Annotated in this window: 11 protein-coding genes; 2 read left to right on the forward strand and 9 right to left on the reverse strand. The window is 70.9% G+C overall.

Annotated elements, in window-relative coordinates; all coding sequences use genetic code 11:
• Positions 1-259 precede the first annotated feature (259 nt).
• Complete coding sequence (locus tag FPV26_RS05435) at positions 260-688, reverse strand: nuclear transport factor 2 family protein (protein WP_147652703.1); 429 nt, start codon at positions 686-688, stop codon at positions 260-262.
• A gap of 158 nt (positions 689-846) precedes the next feature.
• Between FPV26_RS05435 and FPV26_RS05440 the strand changes: the two genes are divergently transcribed.
• Together FPV26_RS05440 and FPV26_RS05445 are read left to right on the forward strand one after the other, a co-directional pair.
• On the forward strand, positions 847-2,526 hold the full coding sequence (locus FPV26_RS05440) for a long-chain fatty acid--CoA ligase (protein ID WP_147652704.1): 1,680 nt from the start codon (positions 847-849) through the stop codon (positions 2,524-2,526).
• A 160-nt stretch (positions 2,527-2,686) separates the two neighbouring features.
• Entirely contained in the window at positions 2,687-3,559 is an 873-nt protein-coding gene (locus tag FPV26_RS05445; RefSeq protein ID WP_147652705.1) for a crotonase/enoyl-CoA hydratase family protein, read from the forward strand.
• Positions 3,560-3,572: 13 nt separating this feature from the next.
• Here the strand turns inward: FPV26_RS05445 and FPV26_RS05450 are convergent, their stop codons facing one another.
• The 8 genes from FPV26_RS05450 to carB all read right to left on the reverse strand — a co-directional run bounded on the left by FPV26_RS05450 (position 3,573) and on the right by carB (position 16,282).
• Entirely contained in the window at positions 3,573-5,750 is a 2,178-nt protein-coding gene (locus tag FPV26_RS05450; RefSeq protein WP_246109218.1) for an ATP-binding protein, read from the reverse strand.
• A gap of 2 nt (positions 5,751-5,752) precedes the next feature.
• Positions 5,753-6,817, reverse strand: coding sequence for a response regulator (locus tag FPV26_RS05455; RefSeq protein WP_147652706.1), 1,065 nt, complete (start codon positions 6,815-6,817; stop codon positions 5,753-5,755).
• 163 nt (positions 6,818-6,980) lie between these two features.
• The gene (gene lysS / locus FPV26_RS05460) at positions 6,981-8,507 is read right to left on the reverse strand and encodes a lysine--tRNA ligase (RefSeq protein WP_147652707.1); all 1,527 of its coding nucleotides are present in this window, start codon (positions 8,505-8,507) and stop codon (positions 6,981-6,983) included.
• Between the two features lie 188 nt (positions 8,508-8,695).
• Positions 8,696-9,824 (reverse strand): peptide chain release factor 2 gene (prfB, locus tag FPV26_RS05465; protein ID WP_147652708.1). Its coding sequence is split into 2 segments (ribosomal slippage): positions 8,696-9,748 and positions 9,750-9,824, totalling 1,128 coding nucleotides; the frame shifts between segments, so codons are not numbered across the junction.
• An 80-nt stretch (positions 9,825-9,904) separates the two neighbouring features.
• Positions 9,905-11,632, reverse strand: coding sequence for a single-stranded-DNA-specific exonuclease RecJ (recJ, locus tag FPV26_RS05470; protein ID WP_147652709.1), 1,728 nt, complete (start codon positions 11,630-11,632; stop codon positions 9,905-9,907).
• A complete protein-coding gene (locus FPV26_RS05475) occupies positions 11,629-12,564 on the reverse strand; it encodes a phosphoglycerate mutase (RefSeq protein ID WP_147652710.1) in 936 nt (311 codons plus the stop codon). Before FPV26_RS05475 ends, recJ begins: the two co-directional genes overlap by 4 nt.
• A 2-nt stretch (positions 12,565-12,566) precedes the next feature.
• On the reverse strand, positions 12,567-13,043 hold the full coding sequence (gene greA / locus FPV26_RS05480; RefSeq protein WP_147652711.1) for a transcription elongation factor GreA: 477 nt from the start codon (positions 13,041-13,043) through the stop codon (positions 12,567-12,569).
• Positions 13,040-16,282, reverse strand: coding sequence for a carbamoyl-phosphate synthase large subunit (carB, locus tag FPV26_RS05485; RefSeq protein ID WP_147652712.1), 3,243 nt, complete (start codon positions 16,280-16,282; stop codon positions 13,040-13,042). Before carB ends, greA begins: the two co-directional genes overlap by 4 nt.
• Position 16,283 lies beyond the last annotated feature (1 nt).

The following is a 16,283-nucleotide window of genomic DNA, read 5'->3' on the forward strand; positions in this document are numbered from 1 at the left end:
CCGCTTCGGCTGGGGCGGAAGCCCGGCCCTCGCGCGGCACGCGCGAGGGCGCTCAGCGGCGCACGCGGCGGTGCCGCGTCAGCGCGCCGCTTCGCCCGCCACGGCGGCATCCTGCATTACGTGCTCCGGCAGCTGGCGGCGAAGAAGGCCGCGTAAGCGCACCCCGCCGGCGATCCACGTACCAGACCGGGCGGCACGCCGCCCGGTCCGTCGTTTCAGGGCTCGACCAGCAGCCGAACCGGTCCTGGCGCGGGGCGGCTCACAGCCGCTGCGTCCACTCCGCGCTGACCAGCATCCATTCGCCGTCCTCGACCCGCCAGCCGGTGGTGACGTCGTAGACCCGGCCGCGCTCGGGCAGCAGGCCCTCGCCGCCGGTCAGGGCCGCGGTGAAACGCACGGTGGCATGCGCCTCGCGCAACGCCACCTGCATCGGTCCCAGGCCCACGCCGACATCGCGGTAGCGCAGGAAGCTGGCCTGCGCCAGCCGCCGCGCGCCCTCGCGGTCCAGCCCTTCCGGGCCGATGAAGTCGGCGGCGAGGTGCTCGGCGACGGCCCGCGCGTCCCGGCGTTCCACCGCCGCCTGCAGCGAGGCCACGCGCGCCCGCAACGCTTCCTCGGGCGGTGGCCGCGCGCAGGCGCCGGCGAACAGGCAGGCCGCGAACAGCAGAGTGCGCAAAGTCGGCAACATGCTTCGATCTCCCGCCACGGGCACCCAGCATATCGCGCAGCCACCGCGCGCCCGCCAGGCCCGCCTTGTCAGCCCGGCGAAGGCTGTGCTCCAATCCGGACACGTCCTGTACATGCATTCGTCCTGCGGCCTTCCTTCGGGGGAACGGAGAGATCGCGATGGAATTCGAGCGTCCCTGGCTGAAGAGCTACCCGCCCGGCGTCCCGGCGGAGATCGATCCCGACGCCTACCCTTCCATCGTCGCCGTGCTGCAGTCCTCGCTGGAGCAGTACCGTGACCGCCCCGCCTTCGCCAACCTCGGCAAGGTCCTGACCTACGCCGAGTTCGACGTACTCAGCCGCCAGTTCGCCGCCTTCCTGCTCGGCGAGCTCAAGCTGCGCAAGGGCGACCGCGTGGCGATCATGCTGCCGAACTGCCTGCAGCATCCCATCGCCACCTTCGGCATCCTGCGCGCGGGCCTGACGGTGGTGAACACCAACCCGATGTACACCCCCCGCGAGCTGCGGCACCAGATGGTGGACTCGGGCGCGAGCGCGATCCTGGTGCTCGACAACTTCGCCCACGTGGTCCAGGAAGTGCTGCCGGACACCCAGCTCCGGCACGTGATCACCACCGGCCTGGGCGACATGCTCGGCCTCCCGAAAGGGCCGATCGTCAACTTCGTGCTCAAGCACGTGAAGAAGATGGTGCCGGACTACGACATCCCCGGCGCCATCCGCTTCCGCGACGCGCTCGCCGCCGGACGCAAGCACGAGCTGCCGGAGGTCTCGATAGACCCGCAGGACATCGCCTTCCTGCAGTACACCGGCGGCACCACCGGGGTGGCCAAGGGCGCAATGCTGACCCATCGCAACCTGGTGGCCAACATGCAGCAGGCCTCGGCGTGGATCGGCACCAACATCCGCTACGGCGAAGAGATCATCATCACCGCGCTGCCGCTGTACCACATCTTCGCGCTGACCGCGAACGGGCTGGTGTTCATGAAGTTCGGCGGCCTGAACTACATGATCACCAACCCGCGCGACATGAAGGGCTTCGTCAAGGAACTCAAGCAGGTGCCGTTCACCGCCTTCACCGGCGTGAACACGCTGTTCAACGGGCTGCTCAACACGCCCGGCTTCGACCAGGTGGACTTCTCGCACCTGCACCTCACCCTCGGCGGGGGCATGGCGGTGCAGAGGGCCGTGGCCGAGCGCTGGAAGAAGGTGACCGGTTGCACCCTGGTCGAGGCCTACGGCCTGACCGAGACTTCGCCCGCGGCCTGCATCAACCCGATGGATCTGCAGGAGTACAACGGCTCCATCGGCCTGCCGATCCCCTCCACCGACTGCTGCATCAAGGACGACGACGGCAGGATGCTCCCGGCCGGCGAGATCGGCGAGCTGTGCATCCGCGGGCCACAGGTGATGAAGGGCTACTGGCAGCGCCCCGAGGAAACCGCCAAGACCATCGACGCCGACGGCTGGTTGCACACCGGCGACATGGCCCGGATGGACGAGCAGGGCTACTTCTATATCGTGGACCGGAAGAAGGACATGATCCTGGTGTCCGGCTTCAACGTGTACCCGAACGAGGTCGAGGACGTGATCGCGGCCATGCCGGGCGTGCTCGAGTGCGCCGCGATCGGCGTGCCGGACGAGAAGTCCGGCGAGGCGGTCAAGCTGTTCATCGTGCGCAAGGATCCCGCCCTCACCGCGGAGCAGGTGAAGGCCTACGCCCGCGAGAACCTGACCGGCTACAAGCAGCCCAAGTACATCGAGTTCCGCGACGAACTGCCCAAGAGCAACGTCGGCAAGATCCTGCGCAAGGAATTGCGCGACGCCGAAAAACGGGCCTGAAACCGCCCAGTATTGCCCGTGCCATGGCCCGGGTAACGTGTCGGGAGCCCTCCTCCCCGTGTGATGGACACCCCGGATTCGGGGTGTAGGATCGGGCCGTGGGTGGATGTTCCCGCCCGTCCCCCACCCTCGCCCAGACGGGATCCAGAGGGGATCTGCCATGAGTACCATCGAAAAGCTGCAACGCAGCCATCGCTTTCCGACCATCCGGGTCGAGGCCGACCCGACCGGAGCGACCCATTGGCTGTACATGCATTCGGACTACGCCCCCGGTATCCGGCCTTGCTTCCGGACCGCGCTCATGGACGAGATGTGGAGCTACCTGACCGGCATCACCCTGCGCGACGACCAGCGTCGCCCGGGCTGCCTGCGCCACCTGGTGCTGGCCTCCGACGCCCCGGCGTTCAACCTCGGCGGCGACCTGGATCTGTTCGCCCGCCTGATCAAGGAAAACAACCGCGAGCATCTGCTGGCCTATGCCCGCCGCTGCGTGGACGGCGTGCACCACATCCACAACGGCCTGGGCGGCGACGTGCGCAGCATCGCCCTGGTCCAGGGCGACGCCCTCGGCGGCGGCATGGAGCTGGCGCTGGCCTGCCATACCATCGTGGCCGAGGAAGGCGTGCAGATGGGTCTGCCCGAGGTCCTGTTCGGGCTGTTCCCGGGCATGGGCGCGTACTCGTTCCTGTGCAAGCGGATCTCGCCGCAGCAGGCCGAGCGCATGATCCTCAGCGGCAACCTGTACGACGCCAGCGAGCTGCACCGGATGGGCATCGTGGACGTGCTGGTGCCGCGCGGCGAGGGCCAGGCGGCCGTGCAGGAACTGCTGGAGAAGCAGCAGCGCGCGGCCCATGCGCACCTGGCGCTCAACGCCGTGCGCGACATCGCCCAGCCGGTCAGCTACGACGAGCTGATGCGGATCACGGAAGTGTGGGTGGACACGGCGCTGGCGCTGGGCGAGCGTTCGCTGCGCACCATGGAGCGCATCGTCCGCGCCCAGACCCGTCGCTCCGGGACGGCGGCCGTGGCGTAACCGCCCGGCTGCCTCACCCGCCCTCCTGGTCGCGCGCGGCAGAGCCCTGCCGGCGCGCCTCCAGCGCCGCGCGCCCCTGCGCGAGGTGCTGGCGCAACGCTGCCAGACGCTGGCGCCACTCACGCGACAGCTGCCAGTCGGGCAGGTGCATGCATTCGCCACTGAGGGAGGCGAGCTTGATCAGTCCGAGGTTACCGGCCACGCCCTTGAGCTGATGGGCGCTGTCGCGCGCCGCGCTCCAGTCCGCGCGCTCGCAATCCCCTTCAAAACCGACGATCGCCGCTTCTGCATCACGCAGGCACTGGGTGATGAATTCGCGCTGGAACGACTCGCCCAGGCCGAGCGATGCCAGCTCCTCCAGCACGCCCGGATCGAACAGGGCGTCGGCGGACAGCACCGGCTCCACCCTGGCCACGGTGTCCATCCGCGCCTGGCCGTTGGTCGCGATCTCGGCCAGGGTGTCGAGCAGGCGCGCGGGCACGACCGGCTTGGGCAGGAACGCGCGCGCGCCGGCACGGGCGCATTCCTGGATCGCCGCAGGGGTCACGTCCGCGCTGAACACGATCACCGGCGTCTGCCGCCCGCCGCCGGCCTCCATCACCCGCAGCTGGCGCAGCAGGTCCAGGCCGCTGACCCCGGGCATGTGCAGGTCGGCGATGACGGTGTCGTAGGCGTTGTGTTCCAGCGCATCGAGCACCGCCTCGCCGCCGTCCACGCAGGTGACACGGTGGCCGGCCTTCTGCAGCAGCCGCTGCAGCACCATCCGGTTGGCCGCGTTGTCGTCGGCCACCAGGATGTCCAGGCTGCGCACACGCGCGCGGTGGCGCAGGAAGGGATCGTCGAAGGCGATGACGTTGGCGGGGATCTCCGCGGCCGGGGCCGCCTGGGGCCGCGCCGTCGCCGGCACGTCGGCCGCTTGCGCAGGCTCGGGCGCCGCGACGCGTTCGAAGGGCAGCTCGACCCAGAACCGGCTGCCGCGATGCTCCCAGCTCTCGAACCCGATGCTGCCGCCCATGGCCTCGGTCAGGCCCTTGGCGATGGTGGTGCCCAGGCCGGTGCCGCCGTAGCGCCGCGACAGGCTGGCGTCGGCCTGCTCGAAGGCCTCGAACAGCCGCTCCTTGGCGGTGGCGGGGATGCCGATGCCGGTGTCGGTGACGGTGAAGCGCAGCCGGATCTGGCCGGCCTGCTGCCCGACCGTGACCACCTCGAGCTTGACCGAGCCCTCGTCGGTGAACTTGACCGCGTTGCCGGCCAGGTTCAGCAGCACCTGACGCACATGCGCGGCATCGCCGCGCAGGCGGTCGGGAACGTCGGGCGCGATGTGCAACGAGTACTCGATCCCCTTGGATCGTGCCGAAGGCAGCAGGATCGCGCCGATGCCTTCGAGCAGCTCGTGCAGCGAGAACTCCACCACCCGCAGCTTGAGCTTGCCGGCCTCGATCGCCGAGATGTCGAGCACGTCCTCGACCAGCGACAGCAGGGTGCGGGTCGCCGCCTGGATCGTCTCCAGGCACTCGCGCTGCTCGCTGTCCAGACGGGTGGTGGCCAGCAGCTCGGTCATGCCCGCCAGACCGTTGAGCGGGGTGCGGAACTCGTGGCTCATGTTGGCCAGGAAGCGGGTCTTGGCCTCGTTGGCGCGCCGTGCCTCCTCGGTGGCGCGGGTCAGGGCGCGCAGCAGGCCGGCCAGGTACAGCGGCACCGCCACCAGGCCGAGCAGCAGGCCGATGCCGAGCACCCGGTTGTCCTGCCAGTAGTCGCTGAGGGCCACCACGCTGCCGAAGCTGACCACCGCCGCGGCCATCGCCGCCACCAGGTAACGCAGGCCGTAGCGCAGGCCGTTGCCGATGGTGACCCACAGGATGATCACGTACACCCACGCCAGCGGTTCGCCGATGCGGATCATCGCGGCCATCATCAGGCCGTAGTCGGACACCATGCCGATCGCACGGCGCACGTGCGAGGCGCCGGGGCGCCACAGGATGGCGCAGATCAGGCCGAGGCCGATCGTGAAGCCGGCCGCGACCATCCAGAGCACGTCGCGGTACTCGGCATCGTTCGGGCCGGCCGGGCCGGTCAGCAGCATGTAACCCAGGACCACCGTGAGCACGGCCAGCCGCACCAGGGCCTGGCCATGTTCGCTGTCGGGGCGATGGCTCAGGCGCTGGCGGACAAGGGCGATCAGGGAGGCCACGGTCACTCCCCGGCGGGCGGCACGAGCGGCGTGGAGGGGTACTGCCGGCAGATTTCCTCCAGCCGCGCGCGGTTGCGGACCAGCACGTCCACGCAGCGCGGGTCGAAATGCCGGTCGCGCTGCGCGTAGAGGTGGGCCAGCGCGGCCTCGACCGTGTACGGTTCGGGGCGGTACGGACGCGGCGAAATCATGGCGTCGAACACGTCGGCCACGCCGACGATGCGCGCCTCGAGCGGGATCGCCTCGCCGCGCAGCCCGTCGGGATAACCGCCGCCGTCCCAGCGTTCGTGGTGGGAACGGGCGATCACCGCACCGACCTGGATGAAGCGGTTGTGGCTGCCGCTGAGGATGTCGTAGCCGACCAGCGGGTGGCGCCGGGCCACCTCCATTTCCTCGGGCGTGAGCGGGCCGCGCTTGAGCAGGATCGCGTCGGGCAGGGCGATCTTGCCGATGTCGTGCAGCGGCGCGGCCATCTCGATCAGGCGCGCCTCGTCCTCCGGCAGCCCCAGACACTCGGCGATCAGGCCGGAGATGCGCGCCATGCGTTCGAGGTAGGCGCTGGTGGTGACGTCGCGGTACTCGATCGCGCGGGCGAGCCGGGTGATGGCCTCGCGCTCGCGCTCCTCCACCTCATTCATGCTCGCCAGCAGGCGCTGCTCCAGCGACAGCGCGCGCTGCTTGACGGTCTCGGCCTGCTGGCGCAACTGCAGCAGGTTGCGGCAGCGGGCGCGCAGTTCGCGCGGGCGCACCGGCTTGACCAGGAAATCGATCACCCCCGCGTCCAGCGCGGCCTGGCGCACCGGCTCGTCGCCGACCACGGTGACCAGCACGATCGGCACGTCGCGGTGCAGCGGCGGGCGGCGGAAACGGCGGGCGAACTCCAGCCCGTCCATGCCCGGCATGCGGTAGTCGAGCAGCAGCAGGTCCGGACGGTTCTGGTCGCACCAGGCGAGCGCATCGCCCGGGTCGCCGAAGTCGTGCACGGCGAGCTCCGGGCCGATGTCCTCCAGGATGTGGCGCAGCATCGTCCGGGAGGAAGTCTGGTCGTCGACGATCACCACGTTCATGGGTGCTCCCCTCGCGGGCCCGGCTTCCCTGCCGCTCCAGCGCAGCATACTCCTGGTTCCGGGCCGGCCGTCACGTTTTCACGTCCACCCTACGCACTCAAGGCGGATATGCGCAAGTCTTGATGTGATTTCTACGCAGTGACGGCGGCGGAGAGGACAAGCCCTAGGCGTGGCTCTCCGGCCGCATGTACGGAAAGAGCAGCACGTCACGGATGGATTCGCGGCCGGTCAGCAGCATCACCAGCCGGTCGATGCCCACCCCCAGCCCACCGGTGGGGGGCAGGCCGACCTCCAGGGCCCGGATGTAGTCGGCGTCGTAGTGCATGGCCTCGTCGTCGCCCCCCTCCTTGGCCGCGACCTGGGCACGGAAGCGTTCGGCCTGGTCCTCGGGGTCGTTGAGCTCGGAGAAGCCGTTGGCCAGCTCCTTGCCGCCGATGTAGAGCTCGAAGCGGTCGGTGATGCCGGGCTCGGTGTCGCTCTCGCGGGCCAGCGGCGAGACCTCGACCGGGTAGTGGGTGATGAAGGTCGGCTGGACCAGGCTGTCCTCGACCGTGTGCTCGAAGAGCTCCAGCAGCAGCGCCCCCCAGCCCCAGCCCGGCTTGACCGGGATCCGCAGGCGCTGGCAGTGCCGGGCCAGGGCCTCGCGGTCGCGGCAGTCGGCTACGGTGATCTCCGGGTTGTGCGCGCGCACCGCCTCCTCCAGCCGCCAGCGGCGGAAGCGCGGCCCCAGCTCGATGGTGTTGCCCTCCCACTCCACCGTCGTGGTGCCGAGCACCTCCTTCGCCACGTCGCGGATCAGGTGCTCGGTCAGGTCCATGATCTCCTCGTACGCGGCGTAGGCCTCGTACAGCTCGAGCATGGTGAACTCGGGGTTGTGGCGGGTGCTCACGCCCTCGTTGCGGAAGTTGCGGTTGATCTCGTACACGCGCTCGAAGCCGCCCACCACCAGCCGCTTGAGGTACAGCTCCGGGGCCACGCGCAGGTACAGGTCGAGGTCGAGCGCGTTGTGGTGAGTGACGAACGGGCGCGCGGTGGCGCCACCGGCGATGTAGTGCATCATCGGCGTCTCCACCTCCAGGAAGCGGCGCGCGTCGAGCCAGCGCCGGATCGCGGCCACGATCCGCGAACGCTTGACGAACACCTCGCGCGATTCCGGGGTGACGATCAGGTCCACGTAGCGCTGGCGGTAGCGCTGCTCCACGTCGTGCAGGCCGTGCCACTTGTCCGGCAGCGGCCGCAGCGACTTCACCAGCAGGCGCAGCGCCTGCGCCTTCACCGACAGCTCGCCGGTCCTGGTCCGCGTCAGCGTGCCCTCGACCGCGACGATGTCGCCGATGTCCCAGCCCTTGAACGCTTCGTACGCCTCGCCGAGCACGTTGGCCTGCAGGAACAGCTGGATGCGGCCGGAGACGTCCTGGATCTGGGCGAAGGCGGCCTTGCCCATCACCCGCTTGGCCAGCAGCCGCCCGCCGAGCGCGACCTTGCGCCCCTCGCCTTCCAGCGCCTCGGTGGTCCAGCGCTCGGCGTCGGCGTACTGCGCCTGCAGGTCGCCGGCGCAATCGGTGCGGCGGAAGTCGTTCGGGAACGCCACGCCCTGCGCGCGCAGCGCAGCCAGTTTGGCGCGGCGCTCGGCGATCAGGCGGTTCTCGTCGGCGTGCGCTTCGGCGGGGGCTGGCGTGTGGTCGGTCATGGCGTCCTGGGTTCTGGGGAGAAGCGTTTCAGCCACGGGTCAACGCGGATGAACACGGATCAAGCATGGAAAAGAGGGCAAGGGCATCGGACGGCGCCGGGCATGACGGGGGGCACGAGGCGCGGCACTCCCTTCCCTGGACGCCTGATCCGTGCTCATCCGTGTCAATCCGTGGCAGACAACACCCCTCACGCCGCGTCCGCGCGTTTGGCGCCCGCTTCCAGGCCGGCCTTGAGGCTGGCCTCGACGAACTCGTCGAGGTCGCCGTCGAGCACCTTCTGGGTGTCGGAGCGCTCCACGCCGGTGCGCAGGTCCTTGATGCGCGACTGGTCGAGCACGTAATTGCGGATCTGGCTGCCCCAGCCGATGTCCGACTTCGACGCCTCCAGCGCGGCCTTCTCGGCGTTGCGCTTCTGCAGCTCGAGCTCGTACAGCTTGGCCTTGAGCATCTTCATCGCCCGGTCGCGGTTGGCGTGCTGGCTGCGCTCGGTCTGGCAGGCCACCACGATACCGCTCGGCACGTGGGTGATGCGGACCGCGGATTCGGTCTTGTTGACGTGCTGGCCGCCCGCGCCGGAGGAGCGGTAGACGTCGGTCTTGAGGTCGGCCGGGTTGATCTCGATGTCAATGTCGTCGTCCACCTCGGGCGAGACGAACACCGAGGTGAAGCTGGTGTGGCGGCGGTTGTCGGAGTCGAACGGCGACTTGCGCACCAGCCGGTGCACGCCGGTCTCGGTCTTGAGCCAGCCGTAGGCGTAGTCGCCCTCGACGCGGATGGTGGCCGACTTGATCCCGGCCACTTCGCCGCCGCTGACTTCCAGCAGCTCGGTCTTCCAGCCGCGCGATTCGCACCAGCGCAGGTACATGCGCAGCAGCATCTCGGCCCAGTCCTGGGCCTCGGTGCCGCCGGCGCCGGCCTGGATGTCCACGAAGGCGTTGGCGCTGTCCATCTTGCCGGAGAACATGCGCTGGAACTCGAGCTGCTCCACGCCGCGGGCGTAGCGCTCGACGTCCTCGGCCACGGCCCTGGCCGTGTCCTCGTCGTTCTCCATCTCGGCCAGGTCCAGCAGCTCGGCGGCGCCGGCCAGGCCCTCGCCCAGGCTGCGGATGCCGTTGACGGTCTTGTCCAGCAGCGAGCGTTCCCGGCCCAGGGCCTGGGCGCGCTCCGGATCGTTCCAGACGTCCGGGCTCTCCAGCTCGCGGTTCACTTCCTCGAGACGTTCGACCTTGCGGTCGTAGTCAAAGATACCCCCTCAGCGCTTCCAGCCGGCCACGGAGGTCGGCGATGCGCTGGCGGACGGGATTGAGTTCGATCATGTCGTGGGATGCCGCGTGAAAACGCGCATTGTAGGCCGCCCCTGCCCGGCCGTCATGCGGACCGCCGGGCATCGGGCCGATCAGTCCGTGCCCGCCACCGGCTCGCGGTGCACGACCACGAGCTGCACCGCCTCGCCGCCGCGCCAGTCGTCGGGAGCCAGGCGGTAGGCCAGGCGCAGGCGGGGTTCCGGCGCCGCACCGGCCCAGCCGCCGAACTCGATCGCGGCCAGGCGGCGGCCGTGGGCGGCGAGTTCGAGCTTGAGGTGGCGCTCGCCGACCACACGCCAGTCGAGCACGTCGAACACGCCGTCGAACAGCGGCTCCGGATACCCCTGCCCCCACGGCCCGCCGTCGCGCAGCAGCTCGGCGTGGCGACGGTCGAACTCGCCCGGGGCGAGCTCGCCGTCGCTGAGCAGCTCGGCCTGCAGCGCGGCCGGGTCGAGCATGCGCTCGACCTCGGCGCGCAGGGCCGCCTCGAACGGCGTCAGCGCCGCCTGCGGCAGGCTCAGGCCGGCGGCCATGGCGTGGCCGCCGAAGCGCGGGATCAGGCCCGGGTGGCGCGCATCCACCGCGGCCAGCGCGTCGCGGATGTGCAGGCCGGGGATCGAGCGCGCCGAGCCGCGCAGCGTATCGCTGCCCGGTTCGGCCGGCGCGAACGCGACCACCGGACGGTGCAGGCGTTCCTTGATCCTGGAGGCGACCAGGCCGACCACGCCCGGATGCCACTCGGGGTCGAACAGGCACAGCACTGGCGGCAGCTCGCCGTCGAAGGCGATGCGGGCGAGCGCGGCCTCGGCCTCGTCCACCATCTGCTGCTGCACGCTGCGGCGCTCGGCGTTGATCGCATCGAGCGTGGCGGCGAGCGCCCGTGCGCGCGCCGGATCGTCGCAGAGCAGGCACTCGATGCCCAGCGCCATGTCCTCCAGGCGCCCGGCGGCGTTGATGCGCGGGGCGATCGCATGGCCGATGTCGGCCGCGGCCAGCGTGGCCAGGTCGCGGCCGGCGACCTCGGCCAGGGCGCGCAGGCCGGCGCAGCCCTGCCCCGCGCGCAGCCGGCGCAGGCCGGCGCCGACCAGGGCACGGTTGGTCACGTCGAGCGGCACCAGGTCGGCGACGGTGCCGACCGCGACCAGGTCGAGCAGCGTGGACAGGTCCGGCTCCGGCACCGGCACACGACCCGCCTCGCGCAGCCGGCGACGCAGCGCGAGCAGCACGTAGAACATCACCCCGACGCCGGCCAGCGCCTTGGCCGGGAATGGATCGCCCGGGAGGTTCGGATTCACGATCGCATCGGCCGGCGGCAGGCCTGCGCCGGGCAGGTGGTGGTCGGTGACCAGCACCTGCCAGCCCTTCGCTTTCGCCGCGGCGATGCCGGCATGGCAGGCGATGCCGTGGTCCACGGTCACGAGCAGGTCCGGGCGCAGCGCGGCGAGCTCCTCCACCAGCCCCGGCGACAGCCCGTAGCCGTGCACGATCCGGTTCGGCACCGCGTGCGAGACATGCCGTGCGCCGAGCAGGCGCAGGCCGCGCACGCCGAGCGCGCAGGCGGTGGCGCCATCGCAGTCGAAATCGCCGACCACGACGATGTGGCGGTCGGCGGTGATCGCCGCTTCCAGCAGGGCCACCGCATGCGCAATGCCGCCGAGCAGTTCCGGCGGCGGCAGTTGCGCCAGGCGCGGCTGGGCCTCGTGCAGGCCGCGGCTGCCGCGCGCAGCGTGCAGGCGACGCAGCAGGGGCGGGAGCGTGCCCCACTCGCCATCGTGCGCCTGTCCCGCCTCGCGTCGGCGGATGCGGCGTGGCGGGGTCATGCGAAGGCCGGCCTCGGCCGGCGCCAGAAGCGCCAGCGCTGGCGGGGCGCGAAGCGGAAGCGCGCGCCGTCCTCGAAATCGAGTTCCAGCGCGTCGAGCGTGCCGCGCCGCAGGGCCTCGACCGCGGGCACGAGCCAGGCCTCAGCCAGCGCAGCGGGATCGCGCGCGGCACGCAGGTCGTACAGCAAGGCGCCCTCGCGCGGGGCGAAGCACGCCGGCAGCGGCGCGGCGTCGCGCCCCGCCGCCTGCGCCAGCGCGGCGAGCAGGACCTCCCCGCCGTGCACGGCCGCGTGCACGGTGCGCACATGGTCGGGCAGCACGCCGCCGCCCCAGAACCACAGCGAGTTGACCGGCGGCTTGCCGGCCGCCACGCGTGCGGCGTTGTGCGGATGGTTGTGCAGGATCACCTGCGCCTCGCTCAGCAGCACGCGCCAGCGACGGCCCTCCGGCCCTTCCGGCAGGTGTTCGAACAGGTCCGCGCCGAGCGCCTCGGACGGCTCGGCGAAGGCCGGCAGGCGCGCCTCGCGCGGCAGGCGCAGGTACCAGCGCGTCGGCGCCGGGGCATCGATCGGGAAGCCGGCGTCGCCGAACAGCGGCCGCAGCGCCGGCAGGAAGGCCTCGGCGTCCTCGCGCGCGAGCCGCATCGTCTCGCCATGCGCGAGCAGGCGCACGCCGTTGATGTCGGGGCGGGCGTACACCGGGTCGGCGCGCAGCCAGCCGTGGGCGGGCGCGTCGCCGGCATCGCGCTGCCGGGTCAGGGCCGCGACCGGCCAGCCGCGCGGCAGCAGCTCGAAGTGGCGCAGCAGCTGCGCGCGCTCGCCGCCCTCCCCCGCGGGCAGCGCGTCCGCGCGCCCGAGCGCACGCGCCACCGCGTCCGGCAGCGCGCCGGGCAGGCGCGCGCGCGGAGGCAGCAGGAAGGTGGCGGCGCGCATCCTCAGCCGACGTAGCGGACGCCGACGATCTCGTACTCGCGCCGGCCGGCCGGCGCGTCAATGGTGACGGTGTCGCCCTCGTGCTTGCCGATCAGCGCACGCGCCACCGGCGAGGAAATGGCGATCAGGCCCTGCTTGATGTCGGCCTCGAGGTCGCCGACGATCTGGTAGGTCACTTCCTCGCCGCTCTCGGCGTCGGCCAGGTCCACGGTCGCGCCGAACACCACCCGCGTGCCCGGCTTGAGCGCGGCCACGTCGATGACCTGCGCGTGCGACAGCTCGGCCTCGAGCTGCTTGATCCGGCCCTCGATGAAGCCCTGCTGCTCGCGCGCGGCGTGGTACTCGGCGTTCTCGCGCAGGTCGCCGTGCGCGCGCGCCTCGGCGATGGCGTTGATCACCGCCGGCCGCTTGACCGACTTCAGTTCCTCGAGTTCGGCGCGCAGACGCTGCGCGCCCTTGGCCGTGAGTGGTGCCCTCATGCGTGCAATTCCCGGTGCAGTTCCTGCAGCGCGTGCACGTCGCCCGTTCCGCGGTAGTCCAGCGAGTTGAGCAGCGCGCGCGCGCCGGCGATGGTGGTCGAATAGGTGACGCGGTGCTGCAGGGCCTCGCGCCGGATCGAGAACGAGTCGGCGATGGCCTGCCGCCCCTCGGTCGTGTTGACGATATACACGATCTCGCCGTTCTTGATCAGGTCCACGATGTGCGGGCGGCCCTCGATCACCTTGTTGATGTGGTCGCAGGGGATGCCGTGCTCGCGCAGGTAGGCGGCGGTGCCGCCGGTCGCGACCAGGGTGAAGCCGCGCCGCAGCAGGTCCTGCGCCACCGGCAGCACGCGCGGCTTGTCCGGGTCGCGCACCGAGATGAACGCCTTGCCCGGGGCCGGCGCCCTGATCCCGCCGGCCTCCTGCGCGCGCGCGAACGCGGCGCCGAAGCCGCGGCCCACGCCCATCACCTCGCCGGTGGAGCGCATCTCCGGGCCCAGGATCGGGTCCACGTTCTGGAACTTGGCGAACGGGAAGATCGCCTCCTTCACCGAGTAGTAGCCCGGCACCACCTCGCGCGTGGCGTCCTGCTCGGCCAGGGTCCTGCCCGCCATGCAGCGCGCCGCGATCTTGGCCAGCGGCACGCCGGTGGCCTTGGACACGAACGGCACCGTGCGCGAGGCGCGCGGGTTGACCTCCAGCAGGTACACCGTGTCGCTGCCGTCGGGCTCGCGCTGGATCGCGAACTGGGTGTTCATCAGCCCGACCACCTTCAGCGCGCGGGCCAGGGCCCGCACCTGCTCGCGCAGGCGGTCCTGGGTCTCCGGCGAGAGCGAGTACGGCGGCAGCGAGCAGGAGGAGTCGCCGGAGTGCACGCCGGCCTCCTCGATGTGCTCCATCACCCCGCCGATCAGCACCTCGCCCTCGCGGTCGGCGATGATGTCCACGTCGCACTCGACCGCGTTGTCGAGGAAGCGGTCGAGCAGCACCGGCGAGTCGTTCGACACCTTGACCGCGTCGCGGATGTAGCGCGACAGGTCGGCGTCGGAATAGACGATCTCCATCGCCCGCCCGCCGAGCACGTAGCTCGGGCGCACCACCAGCGGATAGCCGATCTCGCGCGCCAGGGCCAGCGCCTCGTCCGGGTTGCGCGCGGTGCGGTTGGGCGGCTGCTTCAGGCCGAGCGAATCCACCAGCTTCTGGAACCGCTCGCGGTCCTCGGCCAGGTCAATGCTGTCGGGCGAGGTGCCGATGATCGGCACGCCGTTGGCCTCCAGCGCCTGCGCCAGCTTGAGCGGGGTCTGCCCGCCGAACTGCACGATCACGCCGCGCGGCTTCTCCACCTCGACGATCTCGAGCACGTCCTCGAGCGTGAGCGGCTCGAAGTACAGGCGGTCGGAGGTGTCGTAGTCGGTCGAGACCGTCTCCGGGTTGCAGTTGACCATGATGGTCTCGAACCCGTCCTCGCGCAGGGCCAGCGCGGCGTGCACGCAGCAGTAGTCGAACTCGATGCCCTGGCCGATGCGGTTGGGGCCGCCGCCGAGCACCATGATCTTGTCGCGCGAGCTCGGGTTGGCCTCGCACTCGTCCTCGTAGGTCGAGTACATGTAGGCGGTGGTGGTGGCGAACTCGGCCGCGCACGAGTCCACCCGCTTGTACACCGGGCGGACGCCGAAGGCGCGGCGCAGGGCGCGCACCGCCGACTCGTTGGTGCCGGCGAGCTGGGCGATGCGGGCGTCGGAGAAGCCCTTGCGCTTGAGCTCGCGCATGCGCCGCGCGTCCAGGCCGTCGAGCCCGCCGGCGGCGACCTCGCGCTCGACCTGCACCAGCTCCTCGATCTGGTCCAGGAACCACGGGTCCACGAACGACAGCGCGTGCACTTCCTCCACGCCCATGCCGGCGCGGAACGCGTCGGCGATGTGGAAGATGCGGTCCGGGCCGGGCTCCTTGAGCTCCCGGCGCAGCTGCGCCAGGCCGCCCTCGCCGGCCAGGTCCAGGCCAGTCGGGTCGAGGCCGATCTTGCCGGTCTCCAGCCCGCGCAGCGCCTTCTGCAGCGACTCCTGGAAGCAGCGGCCGATGGCCATCACCTCGCCCACCGACTTCATCTGCGTGGTCAGGCGCGGATCGGCAGCCGGGAACTTCTCGAACGCGAAGCGCGGGATCTTGGTGACCACGTAGTCGATGGCCGGCTCGAACGAGGCCGGGGTCCTGCCGCCGGTGATCTCGTTCTTCAGCTCGTCGAGGGTGTAGCCCACCGCGAGCTTGGCCGCGACCTTGGCGATCGGGAAGCCGGTGGCCTTCGACGCCAGCGCCGAGGACCGCGACACGCGCGGGTTCATCTCGATCACCACCATGCGGCCGTTCGAGGCGTTGATGCCGAACTGCACGTTGGAGCCGCCGGTGTCCACCCCGATCTTGCGCAGCACCGCGATCGAGGCGTCGCGCATGCGCTGGTATTCCTTGTCGGTCAGCGTCTGCGCCGGGGCCACCGTGATCGAGTCGCCGGTGTGCACGCCCATCGGGTCGAAGTTCTCGATCGAGCAGACGATGATGCAGTTGTCCGCCTTGTCGCGGACCACCTCCATCTCGAACTCCTTCCAGCCCAGCACCGACTCCTCGACCAGCACCTCGTGCACCGGCGAGAGTTCCAGGCCGCGCTTGACGATCTCCTCGAACTCCTCGCGGTTGTAGGCGATGCCGCCGCCGCTGCCGCCGAGGGTGAAGCTGGGGCGGATGATGGTGGGGTAGCCGACCCGGGCCTGGATCTCCACCGCCTGCTCGAAGCTGCGCGCGATCTCGGCGCGCGGGCACTCCAGGCCGATCTCGGCCATCGCGCGCCGGAACAGCTCGCGGTCCTCGGCCATGCGGATCGCCTCGCGCGAGGCGCCGATCAGCTCCACGCCGTACTTCTCCAGCACGCCGTGGTCGGCCAGGTCGAGCGCGCAGTTGAGCGCGGTCTGCCCGCCCATGGTCGGCAGCAGCGCGTCGGGCCGCTCCTTGGCGATGATCTTCTCGACCGTCTGCCAGTTGATCGGCTCGATGTACACCGCATCGGCCATCTCCGGGTCGGTCATGATCGTCGCCGGATTGCTGTTGACGAGCACGACGCGGTACCCCTCGTCGCGCAGCGCCTTGCACGCCTGCGCGCCCGAGTAGTCGAACTCGCACGCCTGGCCGATCACGATCGGGCCGGCGCCGATGATCAGGATGGTTTGGATGTCGGTGCGCTTGGGCATG

It is taken from the genome of Vulcaniibacterium gelatinicum (assembly GCF_008033445.1).
In the GTDB taxonomy this organism is placed as follows: domain Bacteria; phylum Pseudomonadota; class Gammaproteobacteria; order Xanthomonadales; family Xanthomonadaceae; genus Vulcaniibacterium_B; species Vulcaniibacterium_B gelatinicum.